Origin of the sequence: Pseudomonas azerbaijanorientalis, assembly GCF_019139795.1 — a bacterium.
GTDB classification, from domain to species: Bacteria; Pseudomonadota; Gammaproteobacteria; order Pseudomonadales; family Pseudomonadaceae; genus Aquipseudomonas; species Aquipseudomonas laurylsulfatiphila.
Genome location: NZ_CP077078.1, coordinates 3,264,055 through 3,288,233 on the forward strand (window position 1 = coordinate 3,264,055; position 24,179 = coordinate 3,288,233).

Here is a 24,179-nt window from a genome sequence, read left to right on the forward strand (position 1 = left end):
CGCCAAAAACACCGCCCATGATGCTGGTCGCATATACGCACTGATCGAGCTATAGCTCATAACCACTGAGAACGCTCACGTCCGCAGTTCTGATCTCTCGAAAAAATAGTCCGAATTGCAAGACATCAACACTACTCATCACTCCCCATCAACTCCTTGAGCGCGGGCCGAAAGGTACGACGGATCAGCGAGCTTCTACGTCGCTCACCTGATGGGCTCACACCAGATAGAAGTGGAGGTTGGTGCTGAGGAGGCTTGCTGAAGATGCGATTCTATAATCGCTCTATAGTCGACTATAAAGCCAAGGCCAGAGCTCTTACTGCTGGGTACTAAAACGTCAATGGCTGTCGCTCCTTCGGGCTTAAGCCCGGCTCAGCATCACGTCTTCAGGTTATGTGGCCCGAGCGACTCACTCCGCAATTGTGTCTGCCTGACCGCTTCAAGGAAGCGCATTGCGGCTGTCTCATTTCTCCTGGGCGTTGCCAGGCTGTCCGCTACCCCAGGCTTCAGTGAGCTCGTCTATTCGATCCGCGATTTGAGGCTTTTTTGATAGGACAAGGCATCGCGTGTTGCCGACAAATTCCTCGATCAGATACACCGAGTTGCCAACATCGAGCTCCAGCTCCTGCAATGCTTCATCGGGAATTCGAATCGCACCGTCACCATCCCATTCTTCGATCATGATTTTCATAGGTGGCTTTCTCACGTGTGGTCTCCATTGCTTTGAGTCGGCAATGGTGTACAGGCTCGGAGCGCGGCGAGCAAGCGTTGGAGCTGTTCACGCTCCCCAGGCACTCAATAGATCGACGGGATCAGATACGTCGTACTGGCAGAGTTCAGGTGTCCCTATTCGGCCGATATGTGCGGAATAAGCACATGATGGCATTGAGCGATGATGGCTATGTGATCGCTCGCTCAGACGATGCGAAGCTGTTTATGAAGATGGGCAAGCCGTTCTTCCCATTCAAAGACAAGCTCCGCAAGCACGGTAGACGTCTTAATTTTATGGGTTCTTGGGCCCGACCACGCTGCCACGGGAGAAGCGCTATGTTGCAATCGTCTTAAACAAAATTCGTTGTTACGGAAAATTATTTCTCTTCAACGTTAAAGATTGACCCAAAACCATCCGATTTGATTTTAAGAATCATGGTTTATGGCGGTGTTTGTGGGTAAAGATGAAAGGCAGTCAGGAATGTTTCTCGTAGCTCGCGATTTTACATGCTGGCGCGATCGTGAGTACAACGACCAATACCCATGTCAGGTTTCCAGGCAGGACGAGAATACTGTCAATCTAAATTTAGATATCGTATCGATCGTTTTCGCCAGCTCCGTGGCTGAAGAGATCGCACGCTGTCTTTACGATGCTGTCCTCATTACCGTAGGAAATCTGGCAGGGTTTGTACCAACGCCAGCCGCACGGGACAGTATGTTTGAGCGCAAATATCATAAAAGAGTATCCGGAGATTGGAGTTACACCGCCGACGGAAAATTCAGTTGTCACGGATCCGAAAGTACGGTCTATTCTGTCGAGCTCCCAACAGATATGAATGATACAACTGAGCTAGTGGGCGTCTACACAGTTGAGGACGGTGGAGCAGAGCTTGTCTTCGAGTTCATGTGCTATTCGTTCAGCATGCTTGACGCGGTTTGGCTAGCTAACAGTTTGATGGAAGCCTCAGGAGGTGAGCCTTTGGATGTTCTGGAAACTACTAGCATGAGTAACGTGAGCTGCGTGCCGCTGGCGGTACTAAAACACCATGGGCTTGTTTGAACGTTAGGATAACCCCGGCAATCCTAATTGAGGCTATGACCGTTATCGCTCCTCCGGGCTATTAGCCCGGCTTACCGTCAAGTTCATGCCAAATGACAATCGGGAAGGAGAACCTGGGCAAACCAGGCCGGTAAGCCTACCTCGAGCCTTTGGAAGTTGAATGGCGGGCTCATCACGATGCCGAGGTTGATCAGCCGGTTGAGCTGGTCGCTCGCTATTTCGGGCGGAAGACCCGTAAAGGTTACGAATTCGGTGCGAGGTAGTGAGCCTTGGATTAACAGCGCCAGGAGCGCCGGCATCGTTTCTGGGCTGACGCCTGCGTCCGTCAATCGCGAGTTTATTCTGTACGCATGGGCAACGGACTTACGAAGCTGGTGACGACTCAGAGCGGTAGTCATGTAGTCCACCTCTTCATGGCAGACATCAAGCATGAGCTCAATGAAGGAGAGCGAGGCTTGCTCTGATCGCTGGAAAGCACCAGCAAATTGTCTCTCTTGCGTGACATCATTTATGCCGAGCGCAGCGTGATACTTCTCCTGCCTACGTGCTATACCGCGAGATAACGACCACAGCTGCGGATGCAATCCGATCTGAGCGAAATGCATATGAACGACCAGCCTCGCCATAGCCCCATTACCATCAGCAAGCGGTTGAGTCTGTACAAGGTGATAGTGGTGGGCTAGCGCCGCAATGAGACGTCGACGAAGCTCGGTGATTTCCCCCAACGTGGACTGCGTGCTAGCCAAGTTGGTTGCGTCTTCTAGCACCTCCAGGTCAGTGTTGTGCCCGTCGATGATCCTCGAGTAGTCAGCGTCAGAGATCTTCAGCTGTCTGCTCAAGCATGCTGCAGTTTCAGGTGCGAGCAGGCCGGCAAGGAAAGCTGTTTTCGTTACAAGCACGTCTGCTTTCGACAGTATCGACGGAGGAATCGAATCGGGCAGGGGCGGAATAAGCCATTGATCAGTGGTCATCTGAGATATCTATAAAAGGATATTGTTTCATTCATCATCCGCCATCACCGATGAGTTTGGGTCGATATTCGATTTGGGCCGGCTGCGGGCCACGTAAACCGGGCCGCTCACGAAGTTCCGGTGGTTGCTTCGGCCAGGAAGCGCTCAGCGAATTCCGCTCGGCGTACACAAAGTTCCGGTGTCCTATGTCGAAATCCTAGTTCGTTGCACGCTGAACAGGCCAGGGATGCTCCTGATGGAGGGCAGGAGATAAAACCCCCAATATTCGTTTCCGGTCGACTCGAAACAGGCTATGAGTGGATACCATTTCGTGAAAGGCTAGGATGATTTCGCTACCTATCGACATCTCGTCTTCTCGGGTCTGTAGACCTACGCAGCGGGGCAATGGAGATGTCGCTGGTTCGGGCCCTGCGGCCCGGCTTGGTGGTAGGTTTTTCAGATGGAGATGAAAGTGCTGTCATCGATCAAGGAATACCAACCAGGGCCGCAGATCCCACCGAGCATTTGGATGACCCTCGGTCTGCCGTCACGGGGCACCAGGCTTCATGACCTCGTTCACGAAGGACTGCCTTTCGAATACCTCGAGCGGATAGCAAGCTTTCTGCAGGTGCCGCGAGGGGTTGTCTCCAAAGCTATTTGCATGTCTCCCACAACGATGGCCCGTAGGGAGAAAGCAGGGCGGTTCGACACCGTAGAAAGCGACCGCTTGGTTGCATTGGTAGTTCTGTTTGACGAAGCGCTTTCTCTCTTCGAAAACGATAAGACCGCAGCAACGGAATGGATGAGCTCGCCGGTTCGAGGGCTCGGGTCGAAGCGTCCAATCGACATGCTGAGGACGAGGGTGGAAACGAAGGCTGTCTTCGATGTTATCGGCCGACTGGAGAGGGGAGTGCTTGTGTGAGACCCGTCTGATGGACTATTTGATCGGTGCCAGCCCCTTGGCACACTCTGACAATCCTGATACTTACGAATCACCCAATCAAGCTCTAACGCATCTCTCTATGCGCCACGAGGTGCTGCATCTCGGCTGTCCATAGTCGTAAAAAACGGCGCCAATCACCCGCATAGCAGCCTTGCCGTAATCGAGTAGATCCGAAGCTCGCTTCTTCGAAACGCGTCTTCCAAGGTTCTGGTATGTGTTCGTCAAGCACGACTACGAAGTGGGATCCGCTGACTCCCACGATTTCGGTTTCTGGTACGCGTTCTTGTAGCTCCTCAACCGACATGGCGACGGCATCACCAATGGGGTCATCTCGATCTTCGCGCTCAATTTCATCAAGAATCGCCAGGTACTGAATCGCTCGATCAGATCCAGGCTGCAGCCTTTCTAAATCCCATAAAGCGTCGCGCCGTTTGCGCTCGCGTTGCCATAGACGATTCGCGTCGTTCATCATTATTTTCCGCCATTCCAGGCCTCAGTGAGTTCGTCTATTCGATCCGCAATGTGAGGTTTTTTCAATAGAACAAGGCAGCGTATGTTGCCGACAAATTCCTTTATCAAGTACACAGCGTCGCCGACATCCAGTTCGAGCTCCTGCAACGCCTCATCAGGAATTCGAATTGCCCCGTCGCCATCCCATTCTTCGATGATGATTTTCATAGGTGGCTTTTTCACGCGTGGTCTCCATTGCTTGTATGTCGGCAATGTTAACGCGCATTTTGAATGTAGGCTTAGAGCGCGGCGAACAGACGCTCGAGCTGCTCATGCTACCGGGCACTCAATAGGTCGACAGGATCCGCTCCTTTGCGCTGCTTGGATGGATGAGACGGACTACAGGGCAGGAGGACTGAAACTATCTAGAAAATCGTGATTTCGGGCCCCGGGGCCCAGCTTGCGGTCACTTAGTACTAGATCTTAAAGCACGCTTGGCCCTACTGTCAGTGCTCAATTCTTTAAGTATTCCCATGGCTACAGATCAAGCCTACAGCTGACATCACTAACCTCGGCATGCGTGAGCGGGGATAAATCACGGCCTCTCCAACTGTACGCTAGCCCGGGCGGCAAGCCCTCCGAACGACATACCGGAGTCGACATATCGCAACGCCGACTTCATGTCCTTCCAGCCCACATAGCTCATCAGCCCTTTGATGTCCCACCCGTTGGCGGACGCCCAGGTTGCAAAGCCGCGCCGCATCGAGTGGCTGCTATACAGCTCCGCTGGCAATCCTGCCTCATTGAAAATGCGGCGCAGCACCGGGATCAGGCTATGCGGCTGCATGCCTTTGCCTGACAGATTGCCCCAACGATCAATCCTCTGGAACACCGGGCCTTTCGCGATCCCGGCTACTGTTATCCAGTTGATGTAGGCCTCTACGGGGCAGAGCATGGCGAGCGCCGGCGTTTGGAAGGAAGTTCCTTCATGCTGGCGGTCACCCTTGGTATAGGGCAGGAAAAATGTAATCCCTTCACCGTTTATTGCTTTCGTGTTCTCCACCGTCAGCCTTGCCAACTCATCGCCCCGAAAGCCACGCCAGAACCCGATCAAGATGATCGCCACTGAGCGACGGTGACGTACCAACGATTTGTAATCTCCGCGTTCAAGGGAAGCTGCAGCTTCCCTTTCAAGCCATGTCACCGCCTGCTCCAAGTGCTTCAGCAGCAATGGGGCGGCCTGTTTGACTTGTGCGGGGTGCACCACCCTGATGCCTTTTATCATCTGGCGAACGTCAGGCGTCTTGGTCGGATCAGGGAAACCCTGAGTGATATGCCATTGCGCAAGGGCTGCAAGGCGCTGCTTCAGCGTGTTGATGGAGAGCTTGTCGGCGTACTCCGCCAGGTAGCGAACGACGCCCACGCCGGTCGTGGGCAGGTATCCGCCCCAAGTCACCTCAAAATGCTCGATCGCCGCCCGATAGCTTTTTCGGGTGTTCTCCCGGGTGCCGGCGCTGAGGTACCGATCTGCCTTTTCCATCGTATTTGCCTTCAAAATTAGAGCGTTTGCGCCTGCATACGCCTCTCGGAGGTTTTCCGGGCGCCAAAAAGAGTCAAGAAGCCATAAAGCACCATTATGGGCTTCTAGTAAATCAAGATCAAACGGCGTAAAATCTCTATAAAATGTTATGTATGTACATGACATGTAACACGGTACGAAATCGTAGGAGACTCCCATGGCCCGAGGCGGAATCAATAAAGCTGTCGTGCAAGAAGCGCGTCAGGCGCTGCTTGCCAGAGGAGTCAACCCAAGCATCGACGCAGTGCGCGTAGAGCTCGGAAATACGGGCTCCAAGACGACGATTTCGCGGTACCTGAAAGAGCTTGAGCCCTCCAACCCAGAGCCCGTGGCATCACGTGAGCGTATGGGCGATACACTCAACGGCATGGTGCAAACACTGCTAGATCAGCTTATGGAGGAGGGCCAGGAAGTAATCTCTCAGGCAACCGCAGCTTTTGACTTGCAGCGGGCCTCGCTGGAAAACCAGATCATCGAGCTCAGATCGGAGCTGGCTACCGCTCAACGTAATTCGGCCACCCAACAGGTCGCGATAGAGACGCAGAACGCTGAGTTTGCAATCACCCATTCCTCACTCCAGGCTGAGCTGACCCGTAACGCGGGATTCAGTCAGCGCTGTACCGTCCTTGAGTCGCTGGTCGCAGAGAAGGACAAGCACATCCAATCGCTGGAGGAAAAGCACGTTCAGGCCCGTGGGGCGCTCGAGCACTATCGGGAAGCGGCGAAGGAACAGCGGGATCAGGATCAACGCAAGCACGAGTCTCAACTGCATGAGATGCAAGTTGAGCAGCGCAAGTTGCGGGAGACCATCGCCGTCAAACAGGAAGATTTGACGCGACTGAATCGTGACAATGAACGCCTGCTCGGTGAGGCCAGGCAGCGAACCAAAGCCCTGCACACGCAAGAAGCCTTGATTCAGTCTCTCAACACCCAAATTCAGGCACTACGCCATGGTGAGGCCAAGTCAGCTGGGGTGACTGAACACCTCATGGAGCAAATCTCAGCTCTGCGTGATGAGGTAAAGGCACTCCACAAGGCCGCCGCTGTAACCGATCTGCGAGAGCAAGAAACGGTGGCGCTGGTAGCGTCGCTTCAAAAAGAGAATGAGCAACTGCGGCAGGCTGAGATTGATGAATCCTCGGAGGAGGGTAGCGATGCCTCTTCAGGGGCAGAGGATAAGCAAATTGCAGGGCACGCCAAGCCTTCGAAACGACCGAGGAGATGATCCATGGATCAGATCACAGGAGATCCGCGTAGCCATAATGAAGGCACGTCAGGTTGGAAATTTGCTCATCAGCGTCTTTCCCAACTGCTCTTAGAAAGGGTTGAGCCATTCGCCGCCCTGATTCCGATTATAAAGCTGGATGGCGCCAGCACACTGTATCAACAGCTGTCCGTCCCATCGGCATATCGAAGAGCCGGAAGAGATTGAGAGAACATGATCCCCCTGATCGGCTTGGAAGCCGTCCTGGGCACCTACCGGGCCTGAGTAAGGTTTCCACCCTCTGTGGGTTGTGCAAGCAGTACGACAGCGGGCCGTTAGCTCCTCAGGACATACATCATCCATGGCCTAGTGATGGATAGGTTTGAGTTCCGGAGGCGATCACGCCCGGGGAGCCCAGGCGTAATCTTCAGGGCATAGCTACTCGCTCACCATCACATGACTCCTGCCAGGCCACAGCGTCTCCGACGCGGTCACTCCATCAGGGGTGGGAACAAGTGACCATATGCGAGCTTCGATCCCATCATTCTGCAGTTTGCGCATGAAGTAACGGGCTTGAAGGGCGTCATGAGTGGCGATGACGACCTGGAAGCCATGATCGATGATGTAGTCGCGAAGTACATCAAAGACGGACGCCGCGTGCACCAAGTCGTGATGCTGTGTGGGGTCGTCAAGGAGAAGTCCGCGCCACGGAGACCACTGATGCTCCAACGCCATTGATAGCAGGAACGTCAGTTGCAGATCCGTCAGTTGAGCTTCACTGGCTATCGAGGGTACTGGGGCTAGGCCCCCGTGGAGCGGCACAGACACCTCAGCACGTGGCTTTTGATAGGAGCTTCGGAAACTCAGGTTCGTCCCGGTGAACCTTTGCTCTCTGACCACGCGCTTGAGCAGTGCTTGCCACCGAGGCATAACCGCCTGAACGTGTTTCTGGACGTTAGCGATTTCGGAGGAAAGGAACTGATTAAGCGACTCCATCGCTGCAGATAGCTGCGACAAACGTTGCATCCCCGTCCGCTTCGACTCCACTTGTTGATGAAGGTGAGTCGAGAACTCATCTTCCGACCGCTCGCCGCGCCGCCGATCCAGAAGGCCCTGTGCGAGACGGGCCTGCTCTATTTTGCTCCAAGCGCCGATCTCTATTTTGATGGTCTGAAGCGCCTCTGAGTGCCTGGTAAGCTCTGTGCTGGTGGACTGCAGCTGAGTCTCATGACTGCTCGCAACCTCGACAGTGGGATCGCCGGCGAATGAGAGCTGACGCCAGGACGCTCTGATCGTAGCCAATCGAGCTTGGGCCTCGGATAGCTGAGTCTCCAGATCAGCTGCCGTATTCGTGGCATCTGTCAACTGAGCCTGCTGACGATCCTGGGCGGACTGCTCGGCAGTCACCTTAGCGCCTAGCTCGACTAGCTGATTGGCATTCTGGTTCTGCGCAGTGGACAGCTCTGCCAAGGATTGCGCTGGCGGAGCGTCGGCGGTGATTGCTGCCAACGCCGCAGTGGCTTGCTCCAGCCTGGTGCTGGCTTCCGTCCGGGCCTGCCGCGCGGTGTCTACTGCACGAACAGCTGCGTCGTATGCGTTCCTGGATTGCTCAAAAACCTCTGAGGTTGCTGGCGATGCCAGGTTGCTTTGTTTCTCGTCCAGCTGCAGCTTCGCAGCAGCATTGGCACCAACGCGAAGCCGGATGGACTCTTTCGACAAGGGCACAGTATCGCCGCCAAGAAGAATGTTGGAGCTGATCTCGGCGATATCCGCTTTCAGGGATGCCTGCTGTGACTCCAGTTGAGTGATCCTGTTCTTGCATGCACTTAATTCTACTTCGGCGCCCGTTACCGCTTCTGTACAGTCACGCAGTATATTAGCGGCCTTTTTCAAACGCCGTTCAGCTTCGACGACATTGGGGTCAATAGCCGCCAGCGCCTTGGCAACACGCTCATGTAATGCGACCGCGCCATGCTCTTCGCCACATAATGGGCAATCACCACGATCGCTTGGTAAGTGGGCCGCGATGGATGCAACGGCTTGGCGTATCGAGTCAGCCGCCGAGGTCAGATTTTCGTGATGGCTCTTAGCGGCTTGATCTTCTACTTCGGCGGCGGCCCTGGCTAATATCGCAACACGAAGCTGTTCGTTGAGGATGTCCCCATGTACCTCCTCACCGCTGATGGTGCCGGTAACCTCCGCAACGTGCTGAAGGGTTAGCTCCCAGCGATCCAGGAGTTCCTGAGCTGTGAACAGGTCGGCGTCAATCTGTAGCAGCGTCTTGCGCTGTCCATTAATCAGGTCGTGTTGGACACGGATCTGCTCATGCCCCTCATGCACTCTGCGCGTCGTAGAAGCTTCCAACTCAGTGTTGGTGAGGGCATCGTCTGCGGACTTAAGCACCTGCCGGCGTTGTTCGACCGCCTCTTTCGCCTTGGTCTCATTCACGTACCGGTTGAGCTGCTGAGCAATCGTATCGCGCTCAGTTTCTGCGGCGACCAACTCTCGTTGAAGCTGCTCAAGTGTAGCCACGGCCAACGAGCGATTTTCTTTCTTTTGATCCAGCTCCTGCGTCGCGGAGATGAATTCGGCACTGAGCTGCTCGGAACGAGCTTGTTCAGATACAAACCGGCCTATGAGGCCGTCGACCTCAGCCAATGCCTTGATCTGCTCACGAAGTCGCTCAAGCTTGATTTGCACCAATTGCTCCAACGCATCATGCACCGTTTCCAACCCATCTTGGCCCAGTGGCGGTACGAGCAGGCCAGCGGGCAGTTGGTCGAAGCTTTGCGCCTGGTGCGCAATGTCCGATATCGATTCGGCAATGCTTTCCCTGCTGCGAAGCGCCCCTTGCGTCTGCGCAGCCGCCTGATCTCGGTCGAGACTCAAGCTCTGCCATTCAGCAAACTCGGCTTCGAGCGATTCAAGTGAGGCTTTCGCGTGCTTAAGCTGCTCTGTGAGCGCGCGGCGGATGCTGCCAAGGGCAGAGCTTACCTGGCTGCCATCTTTACCAATTGGCAACCGCTCCAGCTGGGAACCAGCGACTTTGGGATCTGCCTTGACCAGCCATTCACCCTCACGCTGATCAAGCAGGTGGGTAAGCCTGAGCAGAAAGGGGATGTCTTCAGAGGCTGTCCCTGGGAAAAGAGGGCTCAGATCGCCCGATGTCTCAACGTCTCCGATGTTGGTAACTTGCGCGCTGGCTTGCAGATCGCCGAAATCAAGGCTCACTCGAGCCATGGATTGAGAGTCTCGGATAATCGGGACAAGATTTCCGTCCAAGCGAGAGATCTTGCCAGTCAGTGCGAACTCGATGGCTTCAAAGATCGCCGTCTTCCCGGTGCCATTGGGGGCCAGGAGAATGGTTGCCCCGCGGCTGAGCTCTATCGTAGTTTCAGCGCCAAACCGGCGGATGTTCGAGAGCGTGACGGACTTTAAATGCTTCATTGCTCGTCCTCTCCGCCGAACGCCGAAACCTTGAGGGCTTCAGCGATCTCACTACCCGACTGTCCAGACAGCAACAGGTCTCGCCATGTATCGCGATGCGGCTCAATCCAGGCATGCGCCAGGACAAGGGCGCTGAGGGAAGCAGACAATGGATCACTAATGCTGTCTGAGCTACCAGGAATCGAAAGTGTCGCAAGGAAGCTACGGTCGAGAAAGGAACCGGCATCTTCGTCCTCTCTGACGACTACCTTTCTGCAGAAACGGTCGTCCGTCTCGAGACGAGCAGCATCCTCAGACGCGACACCTTCAATGAGCATGAACATGTAGAGGTCAGCAGTTTGCGGCTCTGGAAGCATGTCACGGACATCCGCAGCCCACCGAAACGCCCCCTGGATTTTTGCCACATCGTAGGGAAAGGCTGCGATCAAGATCGTCCGCCAGCCCGCATACTCCTGATTGACCCGTTTGAGCTGCATCCCTGCGGTAGCGATCTCAGCCAATGGCGGTGGCAATTCCACCGAATCGGCATAGGAAACGTCAAAGCGACCTTCGGCACGTTTAGAGATGGCTTCAACCATCTCCGAGATTGTTAGCATTTCAGATTCCTTTCGTATTCGTATCGATGGCTGACTGGCGGGCGAGCAGTCGATCTTGCAATTGTTTACTAAAGTGTTGCCGCACCGTGGCTAGCGTACCGAAGCGCAATTGATTGAATACCCCTGAGCGGGTCACGAGCAGATGTGGTCGACGTTCTGCCGCCATACTGGTGGCCGTCTCTGCATCGTCAGCCATTCCGATATTCAACAGCTCTGAGGGAGGAGTGCTCACGCCTGATAGAATCACGACCGGGGCAGGGGACGGGCCGATAACGTTGATCAACGGATCGTCAGATAGCTCACGGACTTCGGGCGCTCCACTTGCGGGGCCAGACCAGTACCTGAGAGCGATGCTCAACACCTCTCCAAAATCCGGAAAGTGCTTCCAGGCAGTGCCGGTGCCACCAACCCCCACCGCAACCAGCAACAATAATTCCACCGCGGTGACCAATAGGTCTACGGTGCGAGGGCCGAGGCGAAGCGCATGCGTGGCATTTTTTCCCTCCGTTTCCGGATACAGAAGCTGTTCCAGAAATTGACGGCGGCTCGCGGGATTATTGGTAAAGCCGTCCAACCACTCCAGCCAGATCGTTTCCATGGCATCAGCAAGGGCCGGGTCTTTTACGGACGCAAGCTTTGCAGAGACGCTTTGAATGAGTCGTTGCCACACCAGGTCGTCCATGGCGTTCGCGAGCGCCGCAGCTTCCGCTCGAGCAGCGCCCTGGGTCTTGAACTCATGATCCAAGGTGCAGACAAGCCGCTCAGCGTTTTCTATCCACGGGAGATCTCTGAGGTCACTCTCGGCGCAGCCGAGGGTATGCCCAACTTCATGGCCAACGCTGCTGCGCCAGATCGGTTCGCCCAGCATCAGGCTTTGACTGCCGTGGGGAAGGTGCAGCGCCATACGCAATATTGCTGATGGAAGCGTAAGGGTTGCTCCGGCGGGAGGTGCGTATGGTGCATATACCCTGAGCCTCCGGTTCCCGGGAGAGCTAGCCCACAAGTGATCTACCACGCCCTGTGCTGATCGGGGGACGAGCGCACCGAGATCATGGGTGCCAGAAAAAGACCATGTCTTGCCGGCAGGCTGAATTTCATCCCCTAAGAGGTATTGAGCCCATGTTTCGATATCAGGGCGAAGCTCATCTCTAAGCTCGCGGATGATCGCATGACACCCCAAGGCCGAAACGTCAGAGGTCTCTGCGGTGATCACCGAGATTAGCCGTTCGAGCGTGCGTTCTGGATTCGTGAAATGCCTGCCCAGGGATTGGACTGACCGCTGCTCCAATGTCGCGTCATTCCCAACGCAGACAACCGTGACACGCTTCAGGGTGTCGATGATCTGCGTCCAATTTTCGAAGCCACACCACGTTGTGAGCCAGAGATGAGCCCGCGTTGTCGGCCCATCCACGCGCTGAGCCAACTCGTCGGGATTGAGTCCCGCCTGGCGACACAGCTTGCACAGCTCGTCCAGATGATTAACGGTAAGGTCATTCTTGATCTGCAGGTTCGCACCTACAAGCGTCAGCTGGAATCGCCGCTCGGGCAATTGGGCAAATGTGCCGGCGCGGGCATGCTTAGCCAAGCTCGCAAACGCCGAATCGAGGACGGAAAGGCTACCCTTGGCTGCGTCAATCCCAGCGAGTTCTACCGAAGCGGAATCGTCTGGATCAGGGGAGTCCGAGGAGCTGGACGCAGGTTTCACGGACTTCTTTTTACGAGCGGCTCGATGCTTTGCCAGCTTGGGTAGATACTCCTGCAGATCAGGGTCTTTGGTGCAGAAATCCGTCGTCTGACGCTTGATTTGAAGATGCTCGAAAGAGTCTCGTGAATGGATAACGACGACATCGTCCCACTCTTCGATACCACCAGTCTCGGCACCAATTTCCAGCGGAGCGATACGTCCGTCGAGGAACTTCTCCAGCATGTCCGCCACGCGCTGAGCAATGACTAGCTTCTCGTAGAGCGACTTCTGCTCAAGCCGAAACCGTCTGATCATACTGACATCCCTTTACTTCATCATCGTGTTGGCCAGCTCCGCTGGCAGTTCGCCACATCTTACCACTTGGGCAGCTAGGGTCGTGCGTAACGCGGCTGCCTATCTGACACAACGCGCATTCATTCAACGCCATGCGTAGCCTTGATGTAGCCGGAGTTTGCGCGGCGCGGAGATTCTAACTATTCAGCTTTTCGCCGGTCACTGTCCATGGCCAGCACAGGTAGCAGGGATTGAGTCGAGGTTTGTAGAGGATTAGAAACCGGGGCAGGGCGACGATGTACCAGAGCCGGCGTCATCCTGACTCCATCCTCTCACTACCACCACCAGGGCATGATCAGGCAAGCGGAGCGCGCAGGCGTGAGGATCAAGCCCACCGGGTCGAGACGGCGGTGCTAGCCGATGGCTAGGTTTACGACAGCCGACCCAAAGTGGCACGCACATTTATCACATAAATTGCCGGATCTGTTCAGCACCTAGGCAGGGCAAAGCGGTGCTCTCTGTCAATTTATGCTAAATATTGAAGGGAGGCCTAGCAATGCCTGAGATGCCATCCTGCCGGCTATCGGCCACGCCTATGCGTATTAGGCATAGTACCGCCACGAACCATCAGGGGGCACTTGAACCTTTACACTATTGGTAAATATCGGTTTTTTGATCAGACAAACGGTCAAACTTAGTCAGCTAAAATGCAACAGACCGGCAGGTGGAGGACAGTTCATGAATGCCCCGAACCGCTTTGAAGCGATCCGCCTCGCTCAGCAGCGTATAAGTGAGCTGGAGCAGGAAATAAGCGTCCTTCAGAAAGGTGAGAGCACCACGCCTGACTCTGATTTCTCGGAAAAGCTCGCCAAGCTGATGAAGAAATACAAGCTCAGTTCGGAGGAGGTCATTGCGCTCCTGCTGGTCAGAGGGGATCTGGATCAACGAGCCCTGAGCCTTGAGACCGTGTTGAAGCTTCGTTACATCCTAGGTCTCAAGGACGTGGAGGCTTCCCACAGCTCGGAAAAGCCTTTTCGGGTGAGAGGCTGGGTGAATGTCAATGTCGACTAAGCGCAATAAAGCCCTGAATGGGCTTGTGAAAGAGGGCTTTTTTGATGTTGAAAGCGTGGCGCGCTTGTTCGATATCAATAATGTAATTGGTAAAGAATACGCAGACGCGTGTGCAGAGTTATCAGAACCCAGGGTTGCAAGTATGGTGCGTTTCTTGGCTGATCTGGACAGCTTGGCGAAGCAGCATGGCGCCTCGCCGAGGGAAATCATAGTGTTACTAGATCCTGACTATTTTCAACGAAAGGGTAACTCTGTATAGGGAGAGGCGGTCAATTTCCGAAATCACACAGAATTAACTGAACTAAATATTCATTTAGTTGAGTTAGGGTCGGAGTTACATCAGAAAGAAGGGTAGTTTTGTATTTGTTGCATTGGGGTGCAACGCGCGCAGGTCATTTGCCCCGGATTTCGCAGTCGGCGATTCTCGTTTACCAAACCGAACAGGATCGAGGTAGATCGCAACCAGCCTGGAGCATGATCGGATCGGCAAAGTGTCTGGATTTGCGGGTATCTGGCAGTCTGAGGTGACAGACTGCGCTTCGCCAGGCTGGCTGGTAAGCCGGAGATTAAACCTAGGTTATGGTTTGAGGCTTCACGGCTATCCTTTATGAAGCAGCTGTCGCTGTGCGCTTGATCAAATTCGTATCCTGATGGGTGCGTCGTCCAGCGGTAGTGTAATCAGGAGGCTGCTGTGGTTCATGGGATAAAGTGATGCCATCGGCCCTAAATCGCTTCCAAACGCAATGAGGTGGGAATTTCTTCTAATTAGACGATTTAGACCCTTGGTCAGAAATCCGATCGCAAACCGCAGAACGTGTTTTGATCAAAAAGCGAACGGGGATATTCGTTGCCTATGACTCATGGTTCGCTGCGCGCTTAAAGCTCTGTCTAGAGCGTTTGAGACCGTCATCGCAATCTGGGGCGCTTGAACGACTGCCGAGTTCCAGGCAAACCGCACCAGGAAGCAATTTCGTACCAATGGCATCAGTGGACAGAATCGCGAAACGGGTCTACAGGACGGACGGTCAATCCGACCAGTAAAATGGATCGTAATAGGTGGTAAATGCCGCTTAGGTGAGTTTACTTCCGAAATTAGGGTCGGAATGGCTTCCGCGGACTCATTCCTGGGGGGATGTGGTCGAGGGATGTGGCTGGGGTTTGAAATGTACCTGGGAGACGCCCTGTGTGGAATACCCATGAGTGCGCATAATGTATATTATGTTAAATCGCGTATTTTGGCTTCTCGCTCACCCCCGACGAGGCTCGGGAAATTGCCGACTACGGCATGAAAATCACCCAGGCGACCAACGAGCAATTGGGCTTCGCACATCCGGAAAATGCCGAATGGAACCACATCTCTTTCTGCCAGATCGCCAACCCGGGCGAGATGAAAAATGGCGTGCTGACAGCAGCCAATGCTGTAGCTATCCGTCCCGGGAAGGTCGATCGCTCCCCTTGCGGTACGGGTTGTTCCGCGCGAATGGCGGTTTTGCTTGCCAAGGGCCAAATTAAGGTAGGAGACCGCTTTATCGGTCAGTCGATCCTTGGCACCGAATTCGACTGTCACATTGACTCTGAATTGCAGGTTGGCGGCCGGCCTGGCATTAGTCTCATCATCTCCGGACAAGCCTGGATTACCGGTACCCATCAGCACACACTCTATCCGACAGACCCCTTCCCCTCTGGCTATCGCCTCTCCGACACCTGGCCTGTGGAAGGTCGGTGACAGGACATCAGCTGCAGGTCCGCCTACAGAGGGGCGGTGAACCGGTGGTGCGGGACAAATCCGCGCTGCCGGCCTGCATGGAACTGCATTTCACTCAATATCCATGGGTATCGCAAAAGTTCTTTTGTTGTTCTGCATCGCCACGAATGTCTTGAACTGCTTGATATTCCCAAAAAAGAAAAGTTCACGAGTGAGTTGCTCATACTCAGTCATATCCTTGACGTTCAACACCAACAAAAAATCAAAGTCGCCCGTCACGTAATAAACCTGTTGCACTTGCGGGCAACTAACGAAGCGCTTTTTTATCTCATCCAGCAAGTCAAGTCGCTCATTCTCGAGCTTGACTTCGACAATAACGGTAATGGGGCGTCCTACAGCAGCGGGGTCCACGATACTGACGTTGTATTTTATTACACCTGCAGATTCCAATGCTGCGATTCTTCTATTGACCGCAGAGGGAGACAGGTTCACGCCTTCTGCCAATTCGCGCTGGGAAATCCGATTGTTCTCTTGAAGGAAGCTGAGGATTTTTCGGTCATAGGCATCAAGTTGCATCTTGAGTCTCCTTGGCTTGGGCGAACCCATTACAGCAGAAAAGCGCACTGAACGCTCATTCGTTGCGTAAAGCCCCTCCGCTCTCGCACCCTCTCCCCCAACCCGCGCAACAAAATACTGAAAACGCAACGATGATGCATTTGACGACTCGATTTTCGAGCAATCGTGCGCGTCCGGCGCATTAGCATCCTTCTATCCCACCTGCTTGTCAGGCAAGGGCTGCGCCTTCAACTGCAAAAAACAATAAGAGCGGAGAAAGCATGATCAAAGCTATCCCAACAGCAATCGCAGCTTTTAGTTTGGTACTGCCCCGCCACCTATCCGATGGGAGTTTCACGATGCATATCGTTCAAGAAAAAAGCACAGACCGAAGTGTCATGTTCAAAGCGGTTAGTCTTTTCGCAATTGGCGCGGCAAGTATTATCCTCAGCGCGACCCTTGGTATTACCAGCATGGCAAATGCGGCCAGCCTGGCAGAGATCAAAAGTCGCGGCACACTCAATGTTGCAACTGAAGACAGCTACTACCCCTTTGAGTTTATCAAGGATGGTGAGTCGGACGGCTTCCACAAGGACGTTATCGCGGAGCTGCGCAAGTACGCACAATTCAAGATAAACCAGGACATTATGCCTTGGACCGGCCTGCTGGCCGGTGTCACATCCGGTAAATACGACGCTGCAATCACGGGTGCTGGCGTTACCGAGGAGCGGTTGGGAGCCTTTGATTTCGTTGCACCGGTCGCGCCCGAGGTCTCGTATTACATCAAGCGGGCAGATGACGACCGCATCAAGAATATTTCAAGCCTTTCGGGGATGACCGTGGGTGTACAGGCCGGTGGTGCCCAACTGGCACGATTGACGCAACTGGATGCAAAACTGAAAGCCTCCGGCGGAGCGATAGGCAAGATTGTGCAGTATCAATCTTACCCGGAGGCGTATGCCGACCTGGCTAATCATCGGCTGGACTACGTCGTCAACTCGATCGTGCCTGCCAACATGCTGGTGAAAGAGCGACCAAAAGTGTTTGCCGTTGGCGAGGCCACTTCAAGCATGGGTTATATCGCTTGGCCGGTGGCCAAGGGGAACAAGGAACTACTCGATTACCTGAGTGGTTTTGTTAACCATTTGCGCGAAACCGGCAAACTCGCTGAGCTACAGAAGAAGTGGCTCGGACAATCTTTCGACAAACTTCCCCACGACCCAATTACTTCCGGTGAACAATTTACACAGTTGACGGCGAAATAATCCGAGCGCCTCCATCGTTGGCAAAAAGAATTGTCAACGATGGTCAGGTCGGCAACTTATTCTTTTTGACTCGGTAGATACCAAAGAGCCAAAAGACTTGCTCGAAGGACGTACTCAATGGATAGCAGTGACTGGATCACTCTACTTTATGCTGGCTGGACGACCATTTGGGTTTCCGGCGTATCTATAGTGTTTGGCATTATCCTGGGGCTGGTTGTTGCGATGTTGCGAGCAGCAAAAATCCCTGTCGTTAGTCAGGCTCTCGCTGTGTATGTCAGCTTGATCAGGGCTACACCGATGGTCACCCTGGTTTTATTTCTGTTCGTAATAGCACCTTCTGTTGGTTGGGAAGTCGATGCGAGAGTTGTCGCCATTGCGGCGATGACTATCAATACCACCGCATTTAACGCCGAGATCTGGCGTAGCGCCCTGACGAGCTTCTCGCGTGAACAACTGGAGGCAGCAAAAGCAGCAGGCATGACCACGGGATTGACCCTGCGACGCATCATGCTTCCACAGATGCTGACGACAAGTCTTCCCGGGCTTGTAAATGAAATGTCTCTATTGGTCAAAAGCAGTCCGGCGATTGCGATGATTGGCATTGTGGATTTAACCCGTGTCACCAACCGGATTGCTGCTGTGACCTACGATCCGCTTCCGCCCATCCTCGCGGCAGGCCTTCTTTACATTTTGATCATTGGTGGCCTTGTTCGCTTCCAGCGGATCGCAGATTCGCGCGCCAAGCGCCTGGCCATGTAGGGGACCCCATGAACGGAATTAAAATGCTGTGGGACAACCTGGATGTGTTCTCGGTTGGCCTCCAGAACACACTCATACTCTTTTGCGTATCGGCCGTGTTTTCATTTCTGTTGGCCTGCTTCATCGCCTTCCTGTTAGAAGGACGGGACAATATTCCCAGACGGTTTGTACGCGGGGGATTGGATCTCATGCGTATGTTGCCGTTCCTGATTTTTTTATACCTGCTTTATTACGGCCTTCCTAACGTGGGCATCAGCATGGATGTTTGGTCGGCCGGGTTCATTGCATTGATTACTTATCACGGCGCTTATTTCGCCGAGATCCTCCGTGCGGCGAGAACTTCGTTACCCTCTGGCCAGGCAGAAGCTGCATGCGCTCATGGTTTCATCAACTCCAAGATGTATTGGAGAATTTTACTGCCGCAAATGGTGATGCGTTCAGGTCCTCTGTTTGGCAACCAATTAGTCTGCCTGCTAAAGGACACCGCCTTTTTATCGATCATCACCCTGATGGATCTAACGGCCGCGGCATCTGCAGTTCAAGCTAAATATTTCGTTCCGCTAGCACCCTTCATATTTGTGATTGTTCTGTACTGGTCCATCACATTGTGTGTAGAGGCGTTATTACGTCGCCTGGGCCGGCGAGCGCAGAAAAGAGGATTGGTAAATGAATAAGTCAGCTCCAGTCGTTGAAATACGTGACCTCCATAAACACTTCGCCGGTATCGAGGTTCTTCGCGGGATCAATCTCAATGTTGAACGAGGACAAACCGTCAGCGTTTTAGGCTCATCTGGCTCAGGTAAATCCACGATGCTGCGCTGCATCAACTGGCTGGAGGTTCCTGACGGCGGTGAGATTTACATCGGCGGGGATCGCATGGGTGTCAAGAGCGGTGGGGTTAAACCCATGTCAAACCGCGAACTTTCAGCCATGCGCGCTCGAACCGCCATGGTGTTCCAAAGCTTCAATCTTTGGCCGCATCTCACGGTGCTCCAGAATGTTACCGAGGCCCCTGTTCATGTCATTGGCGTTAGCCGAAAGGATGCCAACGATCACGCCGTAGCGCTGCTGGAAAAGGTAGGACTGTCCCATAAGCACGATGCCTACCCCTGGTCTTTGTCGGGTGGACAACGACAACGCGTGGCTATTGCCAGAGCCCTGGCGATGAACCCTGAAGTCATTTTGTTCGATGAGCCGACCTCTGCTCTCGATCCGGAGCTTGTCGGTGAAGTCCTTGCGGTGATGCGCTCGCTGGCCGAGGACGGTTTCACCATGGTCATCGTCACTCATGAAATGGAGTTCGCTCGCGCCGTATCAAATGAAGTGGTCTTCATTGAAAAAGGACAGATCATTGAACGGGCTACACCGGAAAAATTCTTCACGAATTCAGACAGTGAACGTGTACGTCAGTTTTTAGGGCGCTACAGAACGACTAGTGCATGACTGACCATGCCACTCGCTGACATTGCACCCAAAGCAACGCCATCCGCGCCTATCCACACGCCACTTCTCAATGATTTACAAGGAACCGGTATGTTATTCGTAAATCCTCGCGCCTCTCGTTGCCCTTATCCTGCCGACCTCAAGGAAGTCATGAGCGTCGGCTCAGCACATGAATCACGAGACTGGCTATCGAGCTGGGAGCATCTGAGCCAGGACGCAACGCCACTGTGGGAGCTTCCCGGCATTGCCGCAGAGCTTGGTGTCGCCCGGTTTTGGGTCAAAGATGAGTCGACACGCTCACCCTTGGCCAGCTTCAAGGCACTCGGTGCCCCCATCGCGCTGATCAGGCTGATTCTGCGTCTCATGCCCCAGGAGTCCTTCGACCCCAAAGGGCTTATTACCGGCAGGTATCGGGAACGCCTTCGTGACTTCACCGTTATCAGTGCCACCGACGGAAATCATGGCCGGGCCCTGGCTGCGGCCGCTCAAAGCGTCGGCTGCAAATGCGTCATCGTCTTGCACGCCAATGTGAGTGCCGAGCGCGAGGCTGCCATTGCGGCGTACGGTGCTCGCATTATCCGCATTGAAGGCAACTACGATGAGTCTGTCGAGCATACGGCCAAGGTTGCTGAACAGAATGGATGGCCCGTCGTCTCCGATACGTCATACGAGGGTTACGAGATTGTCCCTCGTGATGTGATGCAGGGTTACGGCACCATCGCCGCCGAACTGATAGAGCAAACCACGGGGGATACCACAGCGCCCTGCCCCTTTACCCATGTCTTCCTGCAGGGGGGCGTTGGCGGAATGGCCGCCGGGATCAGCAGCTATCTCTGGGAAATTTATCAAGACCAACGACCTGCATTCGTGATGGTCGAACCCCGGCAAGCTGATTGCCTTTATCAAAGCGCGATTCAGGGTCGTCCTGCCAAAGCGACAGGCTCGGTAGATTCCGTCATGGCGGGTTTGGCCTGTGGTGAAACCTCTCCCCTCGCCTGGCGATTCCTGGAGCCGAGCATCGATTTCTTTTTGACCATCGCTGACCACGAAGCTGTAACCGCGATGCGCAAGCTCGCTCAAGGGAGCGCAAACGATATTCCCATCGTTGCCGGTGAGTCGGGGGTGGCCGGTCTGGCGGCTGTTCAAATACTGGTGCGCGATTCAGAAGCCGCCAAAAAAATCGGCCTCAACAGTGACTCTCGCATCCTGATCATCAGTACCGAAGGCGCTACTGCACCGACAGTGTACGAAAGCTTGGTGGGTGAATCCGACGAAGCAGTGATCGACCGCCAGCGTCAATGGCAGAAACGAAAACATCTGTGATTCGAACAGAAAAGGAGCACCTCCAGTGATCAACCAAGACGAATTCCACGCACAGCTTGTGAGCTGGCGTCATCACTTGCACCAACACCCCGAGGTCGGCTTCGAAGAGCTGCAGACCTCAAACTACGTTGCCGATGCGCTCACCTCTATGGGCCTCGAAGTTCACCGAGGCATGGGTGGCACGGGGTTGGTCGCGAGTCTGAAGATCGGTGATAGTCCGGCGGTCGTAGGCTTGCGTGCCGATATGGATGCGCTGCATATCCTTGAAGATGCGCCTGGACGCGATCACGCCTCCGTATCCGCCGGGAAGATGCATGCCTGCGGTCACGACGGCCACATGACGATGATCCTCGGAGCCGCGCGGCTATTGACCGAAAGTCGCGATTTCAATGGCACCGTGCGTTTTATTTTCCAGCCCGCCGAAGAACACGGCTGTGGTGCAAAAGCGATGATCGCCGACGGTCTGTTTGAGCGCTTTCCTGTTGATGCGATCTACGGTGCTCATAACATGCCCGGGCTCCCCGCTGGATCGATCGCGACTCGCTCGGGGGGGATCATGGCCAGTGAAGATAACTTCGTTATTCGAATCAAAGGCCAGGGGACCCATGCGGCACGACCTCACATGGGGGTTGACCCAATCGTCATCGCGGCTGAAGTGGTGTTGGCATTGCAGACCATCATTTCCCGAAACCTCGACCCGAGCGTTCCGGCGGTGATTTCGTGCACAGAGTTCATCACTGATGGAATCCGCAATGCGATTCCAACCCATGTTGTGATCAAGGGGGACACTCGCAGCTATGCGCCCGACGTCCAGTCCATGCTGGAAACGCGGATGCGAGAAGTTGCAGAAGGTATTTGCAGGCTCCACGGCGCTTCCTGCGAATTCGAATACTCCCATGAGTTCGCACCGACGGTGAACTGGGCACAGTGCACCCCCATCGCTGTTGCTGCCGCGACAAAAATCGTTGGCGCAGACAAGGTGAATGCTGAAATCCAGCCGATGATGATCTCGGAGGATTTCGGTGCATTCCTTCAAGTCGTCCCCGGAAATTTTGTGTTCATCGGCAACGGCGAAAAAGCAGATGAAGGTGGTGTTCCACTTCACAACGCCAAATACGATTTCAACGACAATGTACTGACCACCGGTGCGCATTATTTCGCTGAGGTGGCCCGCACTGCCCTGTCTGCGGGATAGGCAAGAAGAGGACAGCACTGTGACGTGCTGTCCTCTCGCAAGGGCGTGAAAGGGGGTACCGCTTTAAAGTATCGAGCGTATGGTTCCACCTTCAATGCGCATGGCCATGCCGTTGAGCGCCGGCGATGCTGCCAGGTGCAGGACGCTGCAGGCCACCTCTTCGGGCTCGATCATGCGTCTGATCAGGGATGTCGGTTCGGTCTCGTCAAAATAATCGTGTACCACCTGTTGCGCCGAGATGCCCTTCTCTTCCGCGATTTCCCGGTGATAGCGCTTGACCGCCTCGGTGTAGGTAGGACCGGGGAGTATCGAGTTGACGCGCACCGCAGTGCCCTTGGTCAACTCCGCCAAAGCCCTGGAGATACCCAGCAGACAGGTTTTCATCGCGCCATAGTGAACCATCCACGGCTGTGGCTTGACGGCGGACTCACTGCTGATAAAGACAATCGACCCATGCCCGCGATTGAGCATGTCCTTCATGACAAGGCGCGTCATGCGCACACCGCTCATGACATTGACGTTGAAGTAATGAAACCACTGGGCATCGTCTGTTTCGAAAAAATCCCTGACCTCGAATATCCCGACATTATTGATCAGGAAGTCGACCGGGCCGGACTCCAGGGCCATGTTGACCAGGTGCTCCGCCGCCCCGTCCTGCGTCAGATCGGCAACCAGGCCCCTGCTGGAGTCGCCCAGTTCTTCAACCGCCGCATTCACTTCGTCCGCCAATAGCCCGCTAATGACAACCTTTGCACCTTCGAGAATGAAGCGTTGGGCGATGGCCTTGCCAATGCCTGTCGCCCCGCCTGTGATGAGTGCGGTTTTGCCAGTCAGTTGATAATCCATGAATGCTGCCTTGTTTGTTGTTATGCGCAAATCTTGCCCCAGGCTCGGGCTGAAGTCTTTCAAGGGTTGCAGAAGACTGCTTTAACAAAACTCTGAAAATGGCTGCTTGACCTGCCGTTATCAAGGTCTGAGATGCGGGCCAATCCTTTCCAACAGAAAATCAATAAAAACCCTGACGCGATGGGGTAGCTGCTGTCCCGGGCCGATAAACACCGCGTGAATCGCCTCGGTTTCACCGCTGTTGAATGGCTCCAGCAGGGGTATCAAACGCCCCGACTCGATATCGGCATTAATATGGAAGCTCGCGAGTCGAGCGATACCCAATCCCGCCAGCGCAGACTGGCGCATGCTCTCGCCATCACTGAGCAAGGCATTGCCTTTGGGTTCAATCTCGATGCGCTGGCCTTCGGCGTCGCGATAAACCCAGGCCTGCGAATGACGATGAAAACCAAAGCTCAGCCGATTATGTCGCTGCAGGTCATCCAGGGTTTTCGGCTGACCGTATCGTGCGATGTACGCCGGTGACGCCACCGTGATCATTCGGCTTTCACCCAGTCGACGCTGAACCAGGCTCGACTCCTTCATCGGTCCGGTACGTATCGCGACATCCGCGCGTCGTTCCAGTAGATCCACAACGGTATCGGTCAACTCTACGTTCAGGGTGATGTCCGGGTAAGCCGCCAGAAAATCAGGCAATTGCGGTAACAAGCAATGCAGGCCAAAAGGAAGGTTGGCATTGACCTGAATCAACCCGCTAGGTTTGGCCACATTGGCAATATCGCGCTCGGCGGAGTCAATCAGCTCAAGTATCCGCAGGCACTCATTGTTGAATCGCTCGCCTTCGGCCGTGAGCTCGAGGCGCCGGGTGGAGCGATGAAGTAAACGCGCACCCAGCCGCGTTTCCAATCGGGCGATCAACTTGCTCACCGCCGAGGGCGACATGTGCAGAAGCCGGGCAGCCTCGGAAAAGGTGCCTGCGTTGACGACTCGGGTGAACACTTCCATTTCGCCAGAGCGGTTGATGTCTTTGAGATTTAGCATGAACTGTATTCACAGATACTTGTAGTTAGAGCAGTCTAGCTCACAAACGGACCCCATC

Annotated in this window: 23 protein-coding genes and 1 pseudogene; 13 read left to right on the forward strand and 11 right to left on the reverse strand. The window is 54.5% G+C overall.

From position 1 onward, the window contains the following. Positions 1-463: 463 nt before the first annotated feature. Entirely contained in the window at positions 464-691 is a 228-nt protein-coding gene (locus KSS91_RS14480; protein ID WP_225923683.1) for an AbrB/MazE/SpoVT family DNA-binding domain-containing protein, read from the reverse strand. A 462-nt stretch (positions 692-1,153) separates the two neighbouring features. Between KSS91_RS14480 and KSS91_RS14485 the strand changes: the two genes are divergently transcribed. After that, on the forward strand, positions 1,154-1,771 hold the full coding sequence (locus KSS91_RS14485) for a hypothetical protein (RefSeq protein WP_217835151.1): 618 nt from the start codon (positions 1,154-1,156) through the stop codon (positions 1,769-1,771). Between the two features lie 83 nt (positions 1,772-1,854). On the opposite strand, the gene KSS91_RS14490 is transcribed toward KSS91_RS14485, so the two are convergent. Beyond that, positions 1,855-2,742 carry a Fic family protein gene (locus tag KSS91_RS14490; protein WP_217835152.1) on the reverse strand — a complete coding sequence of 296 codons (888 nt, stop codon included), beginning with the start codon at positions 2,740-2,742 and terminating at the stop codon, positions 1,855-1,857. A 439-nt stretch (positions 2,743-3,181) separates the two neighbouring features. On the opposite strand from KSS91_RS14490, the gene KSS91_RS14495 reads away from it, so the two are divergent. Beyond that, positions 3,182-3,643: an Xre family toxin-antitoxin system antitoxin gene (locus KSS91_RS14495; protein ID WP_217835153.1), complete on the forward strand. Its 462-nt coding sequence runs from the start codon at positions 3,182-3,184 to the stop codon at positions 3,641-3,643. Positions 3,644-3,728: 85 nt separating this feature from the next. Here KSS91_RS14495 and KSS91_RS14500 read toward each other — a convergent pair whose 3' ends face one another. The 3 genes from KSS91_RS14500 to KSS91_RS14510 all read right to left on the reverse strand — a co-directional run bounded on the left by KSS91_RS14500 (position 3,729) and on the right by KSS91_RS14510 (position 5,654). Then, positions 3,729-4,136 (reverse strand): hypothetical protein, encoded by a 408-nt coding sequence (locus KSS91_RS14500; protein ID WP_217835154.1) that lies wholly within the window; start codon positions 4,134-4,136, stop codon positions 3,729-3,731. Then, positions 4,136-4,357 carry an AbrB/MazE/SpoVT family DNA-binding domain-containing protein gene (locus tag KSS91_RS14505; protein WP_217835155.1) on the reverse strand — a complete coding sequence of 74 codons (222 nt, stop codon included), beginning with the start codon at positions 4,355-4,357 and terminating at the stop codon, positions 4,136-4,138. The genes KSS91_RS14500 and KSS91_RS14505 overlap by 1 nt, the downstream gene beginning before the upstream one ends. 352 nt (positions 4,358-4,709) lie before the next feature. Further along, positions 4,710-5,654: a tyrosine-type recombinase/integrase gene (locus tag KSS91_RS14510; protein ID WP_217835156.1), complete on the reverse strand. Its 945-nt coding sequence runs from the start codon at positions 5,652-5,654 to the stop codon at positions 4,710-4,712. 196 nt (positions 5,655-5,850) lie between these two features. Between KSS91_RS14510 and KSS91_RS14515 the strand changes: the two genes are divergently transcribed. Together KSS91_RS14515 and KSS91_RS14520 are read left to right on the forward strand one after the other, a co-directional pair. Beyond that, on the forward strand, positions 5,851-6,918 hold the full coding sequence (locus KSS91_RS14515; protein WP_217835157.1) for a DNA-binding protein: 1,068 nt from the start codon (positions 5,851-5,853) through the stop codon (positions 6,916-6,918). 3 nt (positions 6,919-6,921) lie between these two features. Beyond that, a complete protein-coding gene (locus KSS91_RS14520; RefSeq protein ID WP_217835158.1) occupies positions 6,922-7,125 on the forward strand; it encodes a hypothetical protein in 204 nt (67 codons plus the stop codon). A gap of 210 nt (positions 7,126-7,335) precedes the next feature. On the opposite strand, the gene KSS91_RS14525 is transcribed toward KSS91_RS14520, so the two are convergent. Genes KSS91_RS14525 through KSS91_RS14535 form a run of 3 tightly spaced genes read right to left on the reverse strand, consistent with a single transcriptional unit; the run spans position 7,336 to position 12,939 of the window. Next, entirely contained in the window at positions 7,336-10,344 is a 3,009-nt protein-coding gene (locus KSS91_RS14525; protein WP_217835159.1) for an AAA family ATPase, read from the reverse strand. Beyond that, on the reverse strand, positions 10,341-10,940 hold the full coding sequence (locus KSS91_RS14530) for an ABC-three component system middle component 1 (RefSeq protein WP_217835160.1): 600 nt from the start codon (positions 10,938-10,940) through the stop codon (positions 10,341-10,343). Before KSS91_RS14530 ends, KSS91_RS14525 begins: the two co-directional genes overlap by 4 nt. Before the next feature lies 1 nt (position 10,941). Continuing rightward, positions 10,942-12,939, reverse strand: coding sequence for an ABC-three component system protein (locus KSS91_RS14535; protein WP_217835161.1), 1,998 nt, complete (start codon positions 12,937-12,939; stop codon positions 10,942-10,944). Between the two features lie 717 nt (positions 12,940-13,656). Here KSS91_RS14535 and KSS91_RS14540 point away from each other — a divergent pair. The 3 genes and pseudogenes from KSS91_RS14540 to KSS91_RS14550 form a co-directional block, all read left to right on the forward strand. Next, positions 13,657-13,989, forward strand: a complete 333-nt coding sequence (locus KSS91_RS14540; RefSeq protein ID WP_217835162.1) for a hypothetical protein — start codon at positions 13,657-13,659, stop codon at positions 13,987-13,989. Next, positions 13,979-14,248, forward strand: a complete 270-nt coding sequence (locus KSS91_RS14545; protein WP_217835163.1) for a hypothetical protein — start codon at positions 13,979-13,981, stop codon at positions 14,246-14,248. The genes KSS91_RS14540 and KSS91_RS14545 overlap by 11 nt, the downstream gene beginning before the upstream one ends. Before the next feature lie 978 nt (positions 14,249-15,226). Beyond that, positions 15,227-15,715 (forward strand): annotated as a pseudogene (locus KSS91_RS14550) (proline racemase family protein); the annotation flags it as partial. Between the two features lie 90 nt (positions 15,716-15,805). Here KSS91_RS14550 and KSS91_RS14555 read toward each other — a convergent pair. After that, a complete protein-coding gene (locus tag KSS91_RS14555) occupies positions 15,806-16,270 on the reverse strand; it encodes an Lrp/AsnC family transcriptional regulator (protein ID WP_007979515.1) in 465 nt (154 codons plus the stop codon). Positions 16,271-16,530: 260 nt separating this feature from the next. Between KSS91_RS14555 and KSS91_RS14560 the strand changes: the two genes are divergently transcribed. From KSS91_RS14560 to KSS91_RS14585, 6 genes are all read left to right on the forward strand, one after another. Continuing rightward, positions 16,531-17,514, forward strand: coding sequence for a transporter substrate-binding domain-containing protein (locus KSS91_RS14560; protein ID WP_225923684.1), 984 nt, complete (start codon positions 16,531-16,533; stop codon positions 17,512-17,514). Positions 17,515-17,631: 117 nt separating this feature from the next. Continuing rightward, complete coding sequence (locus KSS91_RS14565; RefSeq protein WP_007979518.1) at positions 17,632-18,273, forward strand: amino acid ABC transporter permease; 642 nt, start codon at positions 17,632-17,634, stop codon at positions 18,271-18,273. A gap of 8 nt (positions 18,274-18,281) precedes the next feature. Next, on the forward strand, positions 18,282-18,947 hold the full coding sequence (locus KSS91_RS14570; RefSeq protein WP_217835164.1) for an amino acid ABC transporter permease: 666 nt from the start codon (positions 18,282-18,284) through the stop codon (positions 18,945-18,947). Then, positions 18,940-19,716, forward strand: a complete 777-nt coding sequence (locus KSS91_RS14575; protein WP_217835165.1) for an amino acid ABC transporter ATP-binding protein — start codon at positions 18,940-18,942, stop codon at positions 19,714-19,716. Before KSS91_RS14570 ends, KSS91_RS14575 begins: the two co-directional genes overlap by 8 nt. Positions 19,717-19,806: 90 nt before the next feature. Continuing rightward, entirely contained in the window at positions 19,807-21,039 is a 1,233-nt protein-coding gene (locus tag KSS91_RS14580) for a diaminopropionate ammonia-lyase (RefSeq protein ID WP_217838416.1), read from the forward strand. Between the two features lie 25 nt (positions 21,040-21,064). Next, on the forward strand, positions 21,065-22,234 hold the full coding sequence (locus tag KSS91_RS14585; protein ID WP_217835166.1) for a M20 aminoacylase family protein: 1,170 nt from the start codon (positions 21,065-21,067) through the stop codon (positions 22,232-22,234). Positions 22,235-22,297: 63 nt separating this feature from the next. Here KSS91_RS14585 and KSS91_RS14590 read toward each other — a convergent pair whose 3' ends face one another. Both KSS91_RS14590 and KSS91_RS14595 read right to left on the reverse strand, forming a co-directional pair. Further along, positions 22,298-23,080, reverse strand: coding sequence for an SDR family NAD(P)-dependent oxidoreductase (locus KSS91_RS14590; RefSeq protein WP_217835167.1), 783 nt, complete (start codon positions 23,078-23,080; stop codon positions 22,298-22,300). Positions 23,081-23,200: 120 nt separating this feature from the next. Continuing rightward, the gene (locus KSS91_RS14595) at positions 23,201-24,121 is read right to left on the reverse strand and encodes a LysR family transcriptional regulator (RefSeq protein ID WP_116582741.1); all 921 of its coding nucleotides are present in this window, start codon (positions 24,119-24,121) and stop codon (positions 23,201-23,203) included. Positions 24,122-24,179 lie beyond the last annotated feature (58 nt).

Excerpts from the sequence above, each read along its gene's own strand:
- KSS91_RS14595 (WP_116582741.1), bottom strand. The coding sequence starts at position 24,121 with ATGCTAAATCTCAAAGACATCAACCGCTCTGGCGAAATGGAAGTGTTC.
- KSS91_RS14575 (WP_217835165.1), top strand. The coding sequence starts at position 18,940 with ATGAATAAGTCAGCTCCAGTCGTTGAAATACGTGACCTCCATAAACAC.
- KSS91_RS14510 (WP_217835156.1), bottom strand. The coding sequence starts at position 5,654 with ATGGAAAAGGCAGATCGGTACCTCAGCGCCGGCACCCGGGAGAACACC.
- KSS91_RS14530 (WP_217835160.1), bottom strand. The coding sequence starts at position 10,940 with ATGCTAACAATCTCGGAGATGGTTGAAGCCATCTCTAAACGTGCCGAA.
- KSS91_RS14570 (WP_217835164.1), top strand. The coding sequence starts at position 18,282 with ATGAACGGAATTAAAATGCTGTGGGACAACCTGGATGTGTTCTCGGTT.
- KSS91_RS14540 (WP_217835162.1), top strand. The coding sequence starts at position 13,657 with ATGAATGCCCCGAACCGCTTTGAAGCGATCCGCCTCGCTCAGCAGCGT.
- KSS91_RS14490 (WP_217835152.1), bottom strand. The coding sequence starts at position 2,742 with ATGACCACTGATCAATGGCTTATTCCGCCCCTGCCCGATTCGATTCCT.
- KSS91_RS14485 (WP_217835151.1), top strand. The coding sequence starts at position 1,154 with ATGGCGGTGTTTGTGGGTAAAGATGAAAGGCAGTCAGGAATGTTTCTC.
- KSS91_RS14590 (WP_217835167.1), bottom strand. The coding sequence starts at position 23,080 with ATGGATTATCAACTGACTGGCAAAACCGCACTCATCACAGGCGGGGCG.
- KSS91_RS14525 (WP_217835159.1), bottom strand. The coding sequence starts at position 10,344 with ATGAAGCATTTAAAGTCCGTCACGCTCTCGAACATCCGCCGGTTTGGC.
- KSS91_RS14495 (WP_217835153.1), top strand. The coding sequence starts at position 3,182 with ATGGAGATGAAAGTGCTGTCATCGATCAAGGAATACCAACCAGGGCCG.
- KSS91_RS14520 (WP_217835158.1), top strand. The coding sequence starts at position 6,922 with ATGGATCAGATCACAGGAGATCCGCGTAGCCATAATGAAGGCACGTCA.
- KSS91_RS14535 (WP_217835161.1), bottom strand. The coding sequence starts at position 12,939 with ATGATCAGACGGTTTCGGCTTGAGCAGAAGTCGCTCTACGAGAAGCTA.
- KSS91_RS14580 (WP_217838416.1), top strand. The coding sequence starts at position 19,807 with ATGTTATTCGTAAATCCTCGCGCCTCTCGTTGCCCTTATCCTGCCGAC.
- KSS91_RS14515 (WP_217835157.1), top strand. The coding sequence starts at position 5,851 with ATGGCCCGAGGCGGAATCAATAAAGCTGTCGTGCAAGAAGCGCGTCAG.
- KSS91_RS14545 (WP_217835163.1), top strand. The coding sequence starts at position 13,979 with ATGTCGACTAAGCGCAATAAAGCCCTGAATGGGCTTGTGAAAGAGGGC.
- KSS91_RS14480 (WP_225923683.1), bottom strand. The coding sequence starts at position 691 with ATGAAAATCATGATCGAAGAATGGGATGGTGACGGTGCGATTCGAATT.
- KSS91_RS14500 (WP_217835154.1), bottom strand. The coding sequence starts at position 4,136 with ATGATGAACGACGCGAATCGTCTATGGCAACGCGAGCGCAAACGGCGC.
- KSS91_RS14555 (WP_007979515.1), bottom strand. The coding sequence starts at position 16,270 with ATGCAACTTGATGCCTATGACCGAAAAATCCTCAGCTTCCTTCAAGAG.
- KSS91_RS14560 (WP_225923684.1), top strand. The coding sequence starts at position 16,531 with ATGATCAAAGCTATCCCAACAGCAATCGCAGCTTTTAGTTTGGTACTG.
- KSS91_RS14565 (WP_007979518.1), top strand. The coding sequence starts at position 17,632 with ATGGATAGCAGTGACTGGATCACTCTACTTTATGCTGGCTGGACGACC.